14 protein-coding genes and 1 pseudogene are annotated in these 13970 nt (G+C 34.0%); 8 read left to right on the forward strand and 7 right to left on the reverse strand.

The annotated features are described in order from the left end of the window. Nucleotides 1-55 precede the first annotated feature (55 nt). The 5 genes and pseudogenes from secG to OPR29_RS06075 all read left to right on the forward strand — a co-directional run. On the forward strand, nt 56-376 hold the full coding sequence (gene secG / locus OPR29_RS03640) for a preprotein translocase subunit SecG (protein WP_213863938.1): 321 nt from the start codon (nt 56-58) through the stop codon (nt 374-376). Further along, complete coding sequence (locus tag OPR29_RS03645; protein ID WP_265025080.1) at nt 376-1983, forward strand: CTP synthase; 1608 nt, start codon at nt 376-378, stop codon at nt 1981-1983. The genes secG and OPR29_RS03645 overlap by 1 nt, the downstream gene beginning before the upstream one ends. A 39-nt stretch (nt 1984-2022) precedes the next feature. Next, a complete protein-coding gene (locus OPR29_RS03650) occupies nt 2023-2316 on the forward strand; it encodes a hypothetical protein (protein WP_007302591.1) in 294 nt (97 codons plus the stop codon). A gap of 17 nt (nt 2317-2333) precedes the next feature. After that, a complete protein-coding gene (locus tag OPR29_RS03655; RefSeq protein WP_007302590.1) occupies nt 2334-2741 on the forward strand; it encodes a nucleoside deaminase in 408 nt (135 codons plus the stop codon). Between the two features lie 73 nt (nt 2742-2814). Then, a pseudogene (locus tag OPR29_RS06075) lies at nt 2815-2956 on the forward strand (IS3 family transposase); the annotation flags it as partial. 258 nt (nt 2957-3214) lie between these two features. Here OPR29_RS06075 and OPR29_RS03660 read toward each other — a convergent pair. Both OPR29_RS03660 and OPR29_RS03665 read right to left on the reverse strand, forming a co-directional pair. Next, nucleotides 3215-4192 carry a hypothetical protein gene (locus tag OPR29_RS03660; protein ID WP_265025081.1) on the reverse strand — a complete coding sequence of 326 codons (978 nt, stop codon included), beginning with the start codon at nt 4190-4192 and terminating at the stop codon, nt 3215-3217. Nucleotides 4193-4240: 48 nt separating this feature from the next. Further along, nucleotides 4241-4444, reverse strand: coding sequence for a hypothetical protein (locus tag OPR29_RS03665; protein WP_265025082.1), 204 nt, complete (start codon nt 4442-4444; stop codon nt 4241-4243). Nucleotides 4445-4873: 429 nt separating this feature from the next. On the opposite strand from OPR29_RS03665, the gene OPR29_RS03670 reads away from it, so the two are divergent. Next, nucleotides 4874-5305 (forward strand): hypothetical protein, encoded by a 432-nt coding sequence (locus OPR29_RS03670; RefSeq protein WP_265025083.1) that lies wholly within the window; start codon nt 4874-4876, stop codon nt 5303-5305. A gap of 347 nt (nt 5306-5652) precedes the next feature. Then, nucleotides 5653-6276, forward strand: coding sequence for a heme ABC exporter ATP-binding protein CcmA (ccmA, locus tag OPR29_RS03675; protein ID WP_265025084.1), 624 nt, complete (start codon nt 5653-5655; stop codon nt 6274-6276). Between the two features lie 15 nt (nt 6277-6291). Here the strand turns inward: ccmA and argS are convergent, their stop codons facing one another. The 5 genes from argS to ubiE all read right to left on the reverse strand — a co-directional run bounded on the left by argS (nt 6292) and on the right by ubiE (nt 12666). Then, nucleotides 6292-7992 carry an arginine--tRNA ligase gene (gene argS, locus OPR29_RS03680; protein WP_265025085.1) on the reverse strand — a complete coding sequence of 567 codons (1701 nt, stop codon included), beginning with the start codon at nt 7990-7992 and terminating at the stop codon, nt 6292-6294. Between the two features lie 228 nt (nt 7993-8220). Then, entirely contained in the window at nt 8221-9630 is a 1410-nt protein-coding gene (locus OPR29_RS03685) for a hypothetical protein (RefSeq protein ID WP_265025086.1), read from the reverse strand. A gap of 119 nt (nt 9631-9749) precedes the next feature. Further along, complete coding sequence (locus tag OPR29_RS03690; RefSeq protein ID WP_265025087.1) at nt 9750-9962, reverse strand: hypothetical protein; 213 nt, start codon at nt 9960-9962, stop codon at nt 9750-9752. Between the two features lie 133 nt (nt 9963-10095). Further along, nucleotides 10096-11793, reverse strand: a complete 1698-nt coding sequence (locus tag OPR29_RS03695; protein ID WP_265025088.1) for an ABC transporter ATP-binding protein — start codon at nt 11791-11793, stop codon at nt 10096-10098. 174 nt (nt 11794-11967) lie between these two features. Then, nucleotides 11968-12666, reverse strand: coding sequence for a bifunctional demethylmenaquinone methyltransferase/2-methoxy-6-polyprenyl-1,4-benzoquinol methylase UbiE (ubiE, locus tag OPR29_RS03700; RefSeq protein ID WP_052265047.1), 699 nt, complete (start codon nt 12664-12666; stop codon nt 11968-11970). A gap of 149 nt (nt 12667-12815) precedes the next feature. Between ubiE and OPR29_RS03705 the strand changes: the two genes are divergently transcribed. Further along, nucleotides 12816-13967, forward strand: coding sequence for a Bcr/CflA family efflux MFS transporter (locus tag OPR29_RS03705; protein ID WP_254229834.1), 1152 nt, complete (start codon nt 12816-12818; stop codon nt 13965-13967). Nucleotides 13968-13970 lie beyond the last annotated feature (3 nt).

The following is a 13970-nucleotide window of genomic DNA, read 5'->3' on the forward strand; positions in this document are numbered from 1 at the left end:
TTCTTGACTTATGATCCTTATGCTCCTAAAATCTTTATTTTTAGCTCTATTAATAATGTCAGTAACAGTACTTAGTGTACTTCAAATAATATTAGTTGTTGTATTGGTAATTTTAGTACTCCTGCAGCCACCTGGAAGTAGTTCATTAAGTGGCTTTAGTAATTCACAACAGCAAATGAATTCAATAATTCCGGTAAAGTCTTCTGAAAATCCACTCAGTAGAATAACTTCTATAGTTGCTGGATTGTTCATTATAAATACACTGTTACTATCAGGATTATGTTCAAAAGATGTACATAAAAAATCAATTGCAGAGAAGATTATATCAGAAAAGAAGCAAGAAGGCCAATCAACTTCTGTTCCATTTGAAAATTAATGAAAGAAACCAAGTTTATCTTTGTTACAGGTGGAGTTGTTTCATCACTTGGTAAGGGTTTAGTTGCTTCAAGTGTGGGAGCACTTCTTCAAGCTCATGGATTCAATGTTCGCATCAGAAAGCTTGACCCATATCTCAACATTGATCCTGGAACAATGAGCCCAGCTCAGCACGGGGAAGTATTTGTTACTGAGGATGGTGCTGAAACTGATTTAGACCTTGGACATTACGAGCGTTTTACTAAAATTAAAGCAACCAAGGACGACAATATAACAACTGGTAAAGTATATAATAAATTATTAAAGAAGGAAAGGTGTGGTGATTATCTAGGCAAAACTGTGCAAATCATTCCTCATGTGACAGATTTAATCAAATCTTTCATTTTTAATGGTACAGAAGATTTAGATTTTGTAATATGCGAAATAGGAGGAACCGTAGGTGATATTGAAAGCCAACCGTTTTTGGAAGCTATACGCCAAGTTAATTATAAACTAGGAAAGCAAAAAGTTATCCTTATTCACTTAACTTTAATACCATATCTCACTGCAGCACAAGAATTAAAGACAAAACCGACACAGCATTCAGTTCGAGAGTTAAACTCTGCGGGGTTACAACCAGATATTATATTATGTCGCAGTGAAAAAGAAATTTCCGATAATCAAAAAGAAAAGATAGCCAATCTTTGCAATGTTTCTTTATCTAACGTAATACCTGCTCCTGATGTAAACCATATATACGAGTTACCGTCCTTGTATAATCAATGTGGGCTCGGGGCACAAATTTTGGATCACTTTCACTTAAGTAAGCCAAAACCAAGCTTACCTGAATGGGACCAAATAGTACACTCTATGAAACATCCAACACAAGAAGTTATCGTTTCCATAGTAGGAAAATATACTGAATTTCCTGACGCATATAAATCACTGATTGAAGCATTAAACCATGGTGCAATTAGTAATAAAGCTAGAGTGAAGATAAATTGGGTCAACTCAAGAGAAGAGAATGGAAAATCTATAGATGCAAAGTTTATCAGAGAAAAATTACAAAGCTCTAATTCAGTCCTTGTTCCAGGAGGATTTGGTGATAATGGAATAGAAGGTAAAATATTAGCAATAAACTATGCCCGTGTAAATAACATTCCTTTTTTAGGAATATGTCTTGGTATGCAGCTTGCAGTGATTGAATTTGCTCGTAACGTTATTAAGCTTGAAGATGTACACTCTGAAGAATTTTATACTTGCAAACACCCAATCATCAAGCTCGCTGATGGTAAGAACGTTGATCTTGGTGGAACCATGAGACTTGGAACATACAAGTGTAATGTAAATCCAAATTCAAAAATGGCAAATGTGTATAGTAGTGTCACTATTTCAGAAAGACACAGACACAGATATATAGTTAATTTAGATTATAAAAATAACTTAGAAGAGAATGGAATGATATGCAGTGGTATATCAGAAGATAAAACATGCATAGAGGCAGTAGAGCTAAAAAATCACTCATGGTTTATTGGTGTGCAATTTCATCCAGAATTTCAATCAAGACCATTTTCTCCTCATCCTCTCTTTACATCATTTATTAAGGCAGCTATTGACAATAGAGTTTAATAGAACTGAATAAACTATATTCTAATAGAGAGGTAAAAAATGTTACTAAGAAATAGTAAAGATAGCATTACATATGGATCTGCGACCTTCGAGGAATTGAATAGGCATGTAGAACAAATAATATATAAATTAGAGGAGGATCAAATTATAGAGGATATAATGGAAGAAGTAGTTGTAGCTATAAACGAACTAAAATCGGTAGAAGAAATAAAAAAATATTTAAAGCGAGAAATAGATAGCCTTGTAAAAAGGACAATAGTCCTTAGTGAATTCTATAACCTAGAAAAAATAGAAAAGCCAAGAAAAGAAAATTATATTTACCCAAGCACCTAATGTTTAAGTACCAATACATGGCACTTGCCATAGAGCAAGCAAAACTTGCTCAGAAAGATGGCGAAGTGCCAATAGGTGCTGTAATAGTTAATGGAAACAATATCATCTCCTCTGCACACAATATATCTAATGATCCAACTGCACATGCAGAAATGTTAACAATTAGACAAGCATTTTCAACTTCCACGCTTTATGAAGCTGAAATGTACGTAACGTTAGAGCCGTGCCCGATGTGCGCTCAAGCTATCTCTTTTGCAAAAATTAAACGTCTGTACTTCGGGGCTTACAATCCCAAAGGTGGAGGAGTTGAAAACGGCACTAGAATATTTCAATTCTGTAACCACATACCTGAAGTTTATGGTGGAATATTAGAAACAAAATGTTCTCTTTTGTTAAAAGATTTCTTTGAGAAATTGAGAACTTAGTTTAAGATGTGTGAGATTGTTTCAATATTTTTTGAGTAAAATCTGTATTATAACTCTTTCGTATATTTGACCAATTTGCTCATGCAACGTACATAAGGGGTGTTATTACGATAACTCCGTTGCAGAAAAGTTTACTCAAAAGGGAGCTTCTTATTGATACTTCTCAACGTTCTGTTCAGCAAACTAGAACTTCCATATTTGAATACGTAGAAATTAGATTTCTTGCACTACTGGAATTTAAAGAGTTTCAGCGCGTAACGCTGGAATCTAGATTTTCTTGCTAAATCCCAGACTGGCTGGTTATGCAAAAAATCTATTTTTTATCATAAATAACTTAAATATTATATTATAAACTCTGCTAAATTTATTCTCACAACAAAAACTTCTTCTCTACTTTTTTTTGAGTAAGGTCACCAACTCTATTTTTCTACAAAAGTGTTCTCTGAACTAAAAAATCCAGAGAACATTCTCTCTTATATCAACTCATTATCAATGGGAAAAGAACTAACCTCATTATCATAAGAGTAAGGAGTTGTTCTTTGCACATTATTAAAGACAGCTTTTAATAGTACTTCCTTATCACTATCCCATGCAACTTTCTCCATAATTGCATTATAATCTTTACACTTTTTATCATTTCCACAGTCCCTGATTTTACCATTAAGCTTTAGATAAGGCTTTAATGAATTATAGTGTACTTGAGTATTATTGCCCTCTTTATCTATCATATTCCCTGCGTTATTAACAATTATCAATGGTGCAACTTGTTTCGCTTTCACAATATTTGCTCCACCGGGGTCTTTGATGAGATCAGGACATGATTCTCTAGAAAAAAAATTCTTGTTTAATTCTTTATTATCATAATCAGTGCCAAACTGGCAGAAACTCTTAACCTTCTCGTCCTGACAAGCTAACTCTAGTGGACTATCAATACATTTAAGACATTTCGTATTACTAAAGTTGGCTGCTGAACTAATATTATCAGTAAAGGCAAATTTAAAATTTACTGCACCATAAACACCCTCTGATCCCTTTTCTATATATGGCACAATTTTAGAATTACTATACATCTCAGGATAGAGTTCTTTTAATAAATCAGATGTATTAAAACCTTGACAACCTATCTTATTATTCGATTTATACAAAGTAGCCTTAGGCCCACAAATTCCTGGCAGGCTAAGATCTGGTGTTATTTCTCGAGATGTAATTTCTCCACTTTCATTCCCTCCTTCATTGGTAACATGTTTGCCTCTATCATTTTCATCCTCTCCCCTAATACTAGGTTTATCTTTACCGATTCTTTTCTCATTTTTACATTCTTCAGCTGCTTTTTTATACCACTCAGTCTCTGCTTTTGCCATGTTAATTTTACACTTTAAAAGTTCTTCTTTTACTCCTTCAATCTTACTCTGCATCACTTCTTCTTTCTCCTGTTCAATTTTGTACCTCAAAACTTCCTCTTTTGCTGCCTCAGCTTCATTCTTAGTTTGTTCTACCTTCTATCTTTCTTCTTGAACTTGTTTTTTTAACTTATCAACTTCTTCTTCTAATTTTGTAATTTCTTTTTGTGATTCCACAGCATCCTCTTCTCCCGCAAACTGATCTCCTAGATTTTCGACTTGCTCACCCTCTTCACCATAAAAAAGTTTGTTGGCATATAAATTACTATTATTAACTTGATCGCTATAGATATTGTTTGACATTGTGACCTCCTATACAGTCAAAACTGGAATTAAATTAGAGTATAAAAGCTGAGAATTCAACATGGGTAAAAGAAACCACAGTTCAGGAAATCTCAGGTTAACTCAGAAATTATTATAAGCCAAAATGATTAAAAATTTTATAACTTATATTTTAGATCTAGCATGATAACCAACAATTATTCAATTTCCACCTTACTCACCAGCTTGACACAGTCCATCTTTATTCATTAGAGAGCCGTGATTCCTCTACTCTCCAATGATTAATCACTTGTCAGTTTTGAGTGTAGTAGTTGATAGCCTGTACGTAAATACGTTGCTTTTGTCCTTTAGAAATTTTTAGTCTACTATCTTTATCCAGAAAAAAATTGTAAAATTTCTATAGTTATGGTATAATTGTAAATACCGCTTGCCAATAAGCTGAGTATAAAAATGCCGTTCGGACAAATCATTACATATAGCACGATATTACTTGCTATAATTGCAGTATCTCTCTTTTTGAGAAAAATATACAAAAATCATATTAGGAAAATTATATTTCCTCTAAAAGTTCTCAAAGAAGAGTGGGAAGAAAATAGAAGATTTAATGAATTGTATCAAAAAAATAAGCAAAAAGAGTTGATGAAACAACAGGAAATGCTAAGGGAGAAACAAAAGAATATGCAAGTTTACAAAGAAGATCTAGAAATAGTTGATATAGCAAAACCGTTAGGCAAATGGACAAAGATGGTTATGATGGGTAATAGTTTAATGAAACATTTTGCACAATTGATACACAGAGAAGGTGATAAGAAAGGATTTTGGGAGCTATTTATAAAAGCTCAGTCTTCAACTAAGGGTAAATATAGAGGAAAAGGCAGATGACGTATCCGTTGTATAACCTGCTTTCTGGCATTAAACTTCTTAAGTGTTATAGTCAGTCAAGTATAAGGGTGTCATCCCAGTGCTTGACACTGGGATCCAGCTCTTCATGTAATCTAGTTAAAAATATTAATTTTAACATAAAGCAACTACTTTTATGCCAACCAGCTCAGCGTGCTTACTTAAAATTCCTGGATCCCAGTGTCAAGCACTGGGATGACACCATCTGCTACCTACAAACCCAATGTTCGTACAGTTGTATGTCAAACACTGACTGTTTGTTATGCAAGCTATCGAATGTTCATACACTGAAGTGTTTAGGCTCCAAGTTCTCTTTAAAGGTCCAATAGATGCTTGAATGTAAAAATCTATTCTGTGCTCGTAATAACAAAGTATTATTTAAAAACCTCAATTTTAAAGCTGAACCAAAATCAAAAATCTTAATCACTGGTCCAAATGGTAGCGGCAAAACCAGCTTAATCAGAAGTTTATCTGGACTTTTGCCGCCAGTGTCAGGTAATATAATGTACTGTGGAAAAGATATATATGATGACCTAAAATCCTATATACCTTCCATGGTCTATATAGGCCATAAAAATGCCTGTAAAGATAGCTCAACAGTTGGTGAAAACATACAATTCTGGGCAAGAACACGGAATACTAGAGAATTAATTATGGCAGCCGTTTGTTGCTTACAGTTGCAACCTATACTTAATATCAAATATAGTGAACTTTCTGCAGGTTGGAAAAGAAGAGTTGCGCTTGCTCGCCTCTTAATTTCTAATGCAAACGTTTGGCTGATAGACGAACCATTTTGTAATCTCGACAGTGCAACGTGTGAATTAATATTAAATCTAATCTCAATACGCTCTGAGCAAAACGGTATAGTAATTATTACAGGACATAGCTCTACAGAACAACTGTGTGACTTCAAGACAATCGATATACGTGATTTTAACAGACCTCTTGTATAATTTTTGGCCTTAAAATTAACACATCTCTTTCAAAGGCTCTATATTAAAAATAGAAAGCCCAGAAGCGATTACGTGCGCTAAGGCTTGTACAAGAAACATTCTTGCAGCGGTGAGGTTCAAGTTATCTTCTAGTATGAACCGCATGTTTAAATCACTTTTGCCATACCCCCATAAAACGTGAAACGCTTCTGCAACTTCAAGTAAGTAGAAAGTAATTCTATGTGGCTCACAAAGCCTTGCAGATATTTCTACCACATCTGGCCACTTTGCTAAGGTTTTTATGAGGAAGAGCTCCCCATCAGTCTTTAAAAGTGAAGGATCTGCTGTTGGAAGCTCTTTTGGAGCATTACGCATTAATGAGTGAGCACGAGCATGGGCATATTGCACGTAAAAAATAGGGTTGTCTCTTGATTGTTCTTTTACTTTAACAAAATCAAAGTCCAAGACCATATCATTCTTGCGTGTTAACATTATAAAACGAGTTATATCCCTGCCAACTTCCTCCACTACATCTCTTGCTGTTAGGAAGTTTCCTGATCTTTTGGACATCTTAACAGGTTTTTCATTCTCGAAAAAATTCACAATATTATGCAGTTTTACCTCTATTTTTGCTTGATCATCACTGAGCGCAGAGACGACTGCTTTTAGCCTTTTGACATAACCACCGTGGTCACTACCAAGCTCTACGATCATATTGTTAAAACCACGCGATATCTTATCAAAATGGTAAGCGATATCTGAGGCAAAATAAGTCCAACTGCCGTCCTCTTTCTTCAATGCGCGGTCAACATCATCGCCAAATTTTGTAGAGCGAAATAACATTTCTTTTCTGGAAGTCCAATTTTCACTTTCTTTGCCTTTTGGTTTCTCCAGGTACCCTTCATACACTAGACCCTTGTCAGATAATATCTTTATACTCTCTTCGATTTTGCCACGTAGCTCATACTCTGAAGTAAAGACATCATGACTTACTCCAAGTAAGTTCATGTCTTCCTTTATTATCTCTAAAATGGAACTTAAAGTATATTCTCTAATTACTCGATTATCTTCCTCTTCTCTAAGCTCCTTGCCATATTTTTTGGCCAGCCCATTCCCTATCAGTTTTAAATATTCACCTGGGTATAAACCTTTTTCGATGCTGATTTTTTCTCCCAGAGCTTCCTTATACCGCAAATATACTGACCGAATTAGCGTATCTATCTGCGCTCCAGCGTCATTGATATAGTACTCCTTAGTAACATTATAGCCAACTTTCTTTAGTAAATTTGCCAGAACATCACCAAACACTGCCCCTCTTGCATGACCAATATGCAGAGGACCTGTTGGATTTGCAGATACAAATTCAACATTGACAGCTTGGTTATTTCCAATATTTAGAGTGCCAAACTCTGTTTTTAGCTCATTTATTTGTTTTAAAATCCCATGCCATACTTCCATTTTCAAGTGCATATTGATGAACCCAGGACCTGCTATTTCCACTTTTGCAACTTCATCAAAAAGTTCAAACTCTTTAGCTAAAACCTCTGCGATTTCAATAGGATTCTTCTTTTCATGTTTTGCAAGCACCATAGCAACATTTGTATAGATATCACCATGTGCTCTATTGCTTGGAGGTTCCACAATAAAATTTTCTGCACTTATATTTATGATACCTCTTCGTTTCAATTCATTTAATTTACTGAAAATCAGAGAGAAAATACGCTTAAAAATGTTCATTAACTAAAAAGCTACAAAACCTGTAGCAGTATAGCGAATAAGTGGGGGAAGTTGAAGGGTTATCTTACATCGGCTGTTTATACTTACTTGAAGTGTGCATTCAAAGGGAACGTTCAAAGAATTATTAAGAAGCAATCAGTGGATAGAGATGCATGTTATGCATCTCTATCCATGGTAAATAATTTACACTACTTGCTGATAGTACGGCTGTACGACTAGGGAAGCTAATTAGTACAAATAGTCAGAATATCCTAAATATCCTGTATCAGGTAATGCATTGAACATTACCTTGTGGCCAGAACCACAGTGATTCCATCCTGCATCGTAACCACTATGACAAGGACTGCCATGATAACTATTGAAATACTGATCATGATGATGTTTGTAATGCGGGTAATTATCAATTATAGGCTTAAACTCACATATTACAGGTTTAACCTCATTTACTGTAGGTTTTTTCTCATCTATTACAGATTTAATTCCATCTATTATAGATTGTTTCATTCCATCTATTGCAGATTTAACCTCATTTTCTGTGTGTTTTTTCTCATTTATAGTAGTAACCTCATCTTTGATAAGTTTCATAACCTTATCCATCGTAAGCTTTTCTTCTTGCACCGTAGGTTTTTTCTCATCTATTACAGATTTAATTCCATCTATTATAGATTGTTTCATTCCGTCTATTGCAGATTTAACCTCATTTTCTGTGTGTTTTTTCTCATTTATAGTAGTAACCTCATCTTTGATGAGTTTCATAACCTTATCCACCGTAAGCTTTTCTTCTTCCACCGTAGGTTTTTTCTCATCTAACGTAGGTATAACCTTATCTATTATGAGTTTAATTTCATCCATTATAGGTTTCCACTCACTTTCTATAGATTTGTCTTTACCTACTTTGTCATCAACCTTAGGTTTAACTTCATCCATTATAAGCTTTATTCCATCTACTATAAGTTCTTTGATCTCATTCATGATAGACTTTTCTTCATCTACAGTAGGTTTTTTCTCATCTATTACAGATTTAATCCTATCTTCGATAAGTTCCCTAACCTTATCCACCGTAAGCTTTTCCTTATCTATCGTGTCATCAACCTTAGGTTTAACTTCATCCATTATGAGTTTTATCCCATCTACTATAAGCTCCTTAATCTCATCCATTATAGACTTATCCTCATCACCTGTAGGTTTCTCTTCATCAACCTTAGGTTTAACTTCGTCCACTACAACTCTTATTTCCTCTATCAGTTTTTTAACCTCATCCACTATAGACTTAACCTCATCACCTTTAGTTTTTTCTCCATCACCTGTAGGTTTCTCTTCATCAACCTTAGGTTTAACTTCGTCCACTACAACTCTTATTTCCTCTATCAGTTTTTTAACCTCATCCACTATAGACTTAACCTCATCACCTTTAGTTTTTTTTCCATCACCTGTAGGTTCCTCTTCACCACCTGTAGGTTCCTCTTCACCACCTGTAGTTTTTTTTTCTTCAACTATAAGTTCTTCTTCGTTGATTATATTGGTGGTCTTATCTAAGACGGACTGATCTACATGTAATGTAAATTTCTTTTTATCAGTATTGTTGCCACTTTTAATATCGTTATTAGATAATATGTTGATATGTGAGTTATGAGACATATAAACCTCCTGAAATGGTTATGTTAAAATTAAATAAAATCAAATAAAAAAACTTATTATAAACTGGACAGTCTGCCATATCTTTAAGTAAGCTTATTGGAACATGAGTCAATAATTCTCTAATAGAGAAAACCAAATCCATCATGATAATTGTGGAATGTATCATGATAATTATTATGCAAACCAAAATGATTATGATATAAATCAAATTGGCCATGGTGTAAATTAGGTGCATGTGCAAGCATATGAGACTGCATATGCGAGAATGCTGGTACTTTTAACGCATAAGAAGTCATATGCTGTTTTGGCAAAGCGTTACGAATATGAATCATAATAATCCTCTAAAAATATTATAGAACTATTATAGAACTATTATAGGTCAAAATAATTAAAGATTTAATAACCAGATTGCCAAATTTAGCATAACAACCAACAAGTATGACTCAAATTTTCCTTCAGTTTTTACTATATCTTCGCCAATTTTGCATACAGCCCATCTTTATTCATTAGAGAATCATGAGTACCAACTTCTTCCACTTTCCCGCAATTAATCACTATAATCTTGTCAGTTTTGAGTGCGGTTGATAGCCTGTGCGTAATTATAATTGTTGTTCTGTTTTGCATCAACTTGCTAAGTGCTTTTTGCACTAGGCTTTCACTTTTATAGTCGAGGGCGGAAGTTGCTTCATCCAGTATTAAAACCTGAGGATTTTTCAGTATTGCTCTTGCTATTATAATACGTTGTTTTTGTCCTTCAGAAAGTTTCAGTCCTCTTTTTCCTACAAATGTATCAAATTTATCCGGTAGCTTATCAATAAATTCCATCGCATAAGCGCTGATAGCTGCTTGCTTCACCTCTTCATATTCAGCATCTGGTTTACCATATAGTATATTTTCCATTATTGAGCAAGAAAATATCATGTGATCTTGTGGTACTAAGCCAAACAGCGATCTTAGATCATTTAGCGCAATTGTCTTAATATTCTGTCCATCGATAGTAATACTGCCTTCACTTGGATCATGAAAACGGAGCAGAAGTTTTAAAATGGTGCTTTTACCACTGCCAGATGGTCCAACAATTGATACTGCTTGACCTGCCTCTATAGAAAATGATACGTTATTTAATGCTGGCTTATCAGCATAAAAAAATGTTACATCGTTAAACGAAATTCCTTTTTGAACACTATTGATCCTTATAGGATTATCATTATCTAATATAGAGCTTTTCATGTTCATAAATTCAAATAAACGCTCTACAATTCCAAGACCTCGTTGCAAATCACTGATGTTATCGCTTAGATTGTTTACAGCCCCTGCAGCAAGTGCTGAATAAAACACAAATGAGGAGAGTTCTCCAATGGTCATATTATTACTTAAGACTTCTTTTATTCCCAAAAAAAGCAAAACAACTAGCGAACCTATCACACACGTGATAACTAGAGTTACTAAAATAGCACGCAAGAGTACTAATTTTACGTATGATTTTGATACTGAGTTTAGATGTTTCTGAAAATGGATTTTTTCATTTTCTTCGAGTACAAACGATTTGATAGTTACTATAGATCTAAAATTTTCCTCACTAAATGATGCAAGCTCACTTAATTTATCCTGAGCAAAGCGTGCATAATTGCGTACTTTTTTCCCAAGTGAAGTCATGACAATGAGCAGTATAGGTATTATTGCAGCTGCATATGCGGTTAGATGTAGATTTGTATACAACAGCATTGCAACACTACCAGTTAGTACCACAAAATTCCTCAATATTGTCAATAAGCTGCTGTTTATTATCGATTGCAATGCAGAGGTATCAGTAATTAATGCTGAGATAACATCTTGCACACCTGTATTCTCAAAGAAACTTGGTTGTAAATCAGTAATACTGCTATATAAGTCATATCTGATTCTTGCGATAACTTTTTCGCTTCCAATGCCAATGAAATATAACCGAATAAATGCAGTGAGAGAGATGCCTAAAACTATCAGTATTGCAACTAATAGATTAGTAGTAAAATTATGCTCTGCGCCAGAATCAATTATGTTGCTTAAGCCCCTACCAAAAAGAAGAATCGTTAAAGCTGAAAATAGAACTGCAATAAACGCTACGGTAAAATAATGTAAACTAGGTTTTATATAGTAAAATAACTGCTTAATGTTAGATTGCATTTTATTTTAAAGTTAAGTATTTAGCTTCAGGAAAAAGTTACAGCATTAGTCTACAGTGTACTTCCTTAGAACAATACGTTCAAGAAACTTTAGCTTGATTTCTACTGAAGGAAAAACGCTGCGAAATTACAGAAAGTTAGCAAAAAAACTACTGAATAGACCAGAGTTTAATATTCATTTTGTTCCAATATGTAATGCTACTATTCCATAACTCATATTGTGGAACTCAACATTCTTAAAGCCTACCTCTTCAATTTCCATTTTAAAGTTAGTCTGAGTTGGAAATTCTCTTATGCTTTTTACTAGATATTCATAAGAACCCTTATCTTTAGCAACTATGCTGCCAATTTTAGGAATTACTTTAAATGAGTATAAGTCATAAAATTTGGTGAATATCTCATTTTGATAATGCATAGGGGCAAATTCCAAGCAGACAAATTGTCCATTTTGCTTCAATACCCTATATGCTTCACTTAAAGCCCTCTTACGGTCGGAAAAGTTTCGAATACCAAAAGCTACTGTATAATAATCAAATTCGGAATCTTCAAATGGTAAACTCTCTGCATTTGCACATACCCAATTGAAATTTAGCTGATTTGAATTTATAGCTTTATCACACCCTTTGTCCAGCATGTTTTGATTTATATCACATACTGTAACTTGAGCACTTGGCTCCCCTCTTGCTATTCTTATAGCTATATCTCCGGTTCCTCCAGCAATATCCAAAACCTTGGAGTGCTTTTTAAAATGCACACTATTTACCATCTTATCCTTCCATAGCCTGTGCATTCCAAAACTCATTATATCATTCATGATGTCGTAGCAATTTGCTACAGAATCGAAAACCTCTTTAACTAGTTGTGATTTATCCATATTTTATATAGAGATTGCTTACATAATTATTTTAAACTTTAGCAGTTAAATTAATATACTAATGAGAAAAATATACTACAATTAAACATATTTAATCCAGTAAATCATTAGTGTCGACAGCTTTTTCACAAAATATCATCTCTCTTATTATGATATTATCTGTAGCAGTTGTTGATATGGCAACAGACTTATACTCAGTTGCATTGCCAAGTATTGCCAACTATTTTAAGGTGAAAGGTAATATAGCGCAGCTTACGATCAGTTTAAATTTAGTAGGAGTTGCAATATCTGGATTAATTTATGGGCCACTGTCAGACTATTATGGTAGGCGCCTAATAATGCTGATTGGCATGGCAATTTTTACTTTGGCAAGTATTGTATGTTGCATAGCTGATAATATTATACTTTTAATATTAATCCGTTTTATACAAGGAGCAGGAGCTGGTGTTGCAGGCGTTGTCGGATATGCAGCAATCAGGGATATGTACTCAGGTAGTGAATACTCAAGAGTAATCTCAAAGTTAAATATGGTAGTAGCACTTTCACCTGGAATAGCTCCAGTGGTAGGCAGTTATATAATTTCACATGGTTATAGTTGGAAGTTTTTGTTTTTTATCATATCACTTGCCGCAATTATTATGCTCATTTTTATTTACTTGAAGCTACAAGAAACGCTGACCGTAAATAAAAGTAAAGCCAGTATTAATATCTTCAAGCAGTATATATTAATATTTAAGAATTATCGTTTCCTTGGGTTTTCAGCCATTCATGGATTAACTTTCATGTGGCTTTGGGCATACATTGCTAACTACCCGTTCATATTTGAATCAATGGGCGTTGAAGTACAATATTTTGGCTATCTCATATCAATCATAGTTATATTTTACATAATTGGAACTTTAATTAATAGAAGGTACGTACCAAAAATAGGAGTGAGCAAGATGTTAATAATAGGTTTGGTATTACCGATGATATCGGATGGTTTATTGGTATATTTTTATCTCACAAACAAGTTAAGTGTACTTATTCTTCAAGTTACTTGGATTCCGAGCAATATCGGGCTTGCACTCGTAATCAGCAATAACGTAACTTCTGCTTTAGAAACGGTCAAAAGTATAGGGCTTGGTAGTGCAGTTCTCTCATTTTGCAATATGATGTTTGGGGCTGTTGGAATATACATAGTAGGAAAATTTTTTCACTATAGTATTTTACCAAATTTACTGTTAACAGTTGCATGTTCTATAATTGCAATTCTTATATATAGTTTACTTAAATATACTGAAAAACACAGAGAAGGCTGATTA

Source organism: Wolbachia endosymbiont (group B) of Pammene fasciana, assembly GCF_947251495.1.
Taxonomy (GTDB): domain Bacteria; phylum Pseudomonadota; class Alphaproteobacteria; order Rickettsiales; family Anaplasmataceae; genus Wolbachia.

Bases quoted from the DNA above. Each gene is read 5' to 3' on its own strand.
- secG (WP_213863938.1), top strand. From the start codon at position 56: ATGTCAGTAACAGTACTTAGTGTACTTCAAATAATATTAGTTGTTGTA.
- OPR29_RS03645 (WP_265025080.1), top strand. From the start codon at position 376: ATGAAAGAAACCAAGTTTATCTTTGTTACAGGTGGAGTTGTTTCATCA.
- OPR29_RS03650 (WP_007302591.1), top strand. From the start codon at position 2,023: ATGTTACTAAGAAATAGTAAAGATAGCATTACATATGGATCTGCGACC.
- OPR29_RS03655 (WP_007302590.1), top strand. From the start codon at position 2,334: ATGGCACTTGCCATAGAGCAAGCAAAACTTGCTCAGAAAGATGGCGAA.
- OPR29_RS03665 (WP_265025082.1), bottom strand. From the start codon at position 4,444: ATGTCAAACAATATCTATAGCGATCAAGTTAATAATAGTAATTTATAT.
- OPR29_RS03670 (WP_265025083.1), top strand. From the start codon at position 4,874: ATGCCGTTCGGACAAATCATTACATATAGCACGATATTACTTGCTATA.
- ccmA (WP_265025084.1), top strand. From the start codon at position 5,653: ATGCTTGAATGTAAAAATCTATTCTGTGCTCGTAATAACAAAGTATTA.
- argS (WP_265025085.1), bottom strand. From the start codon at position 7,992: ATGAACATTTTTAAGCGTATTTTCTCTCTGATTTTCAGTAAATTAAAT.
- OPR29_RS03685 (WP_265025086.1), bottom strand. From the start codon at position 9,630: ATGTCTCATAACTCACATATCAACATATTATCTAATAACGATATTAAA.
- OPR29_RS03690 (WP_265025087.1), bottom strand. From the start codon at position 9,962: ATGATTCATATTCGTAACGCTTTGCCAAAACAGCATATGACTTCTTAT.
- OPR29_RS03695 (WP_265025088.1), bottom strand. From the start codon at position 11,793: ATGCAATCTAACATTAAGCAGTTATTTTACTATATAAAACCTAGTTTA.
- ubiE (WP_052265047.1), bottom strand. From the start codon at position 12,666: ATGGATAAATCACAACTAGTTAAAGAGGTTTTCGATTCTGTAGCAAAT.
- OPR29_RS03705 (WP_254229834.1), top strand. From the start codon at position 12,816: ATGATATTATCTGTAGCAGTTGTTGATATGGCAACAGACTTATACTCA.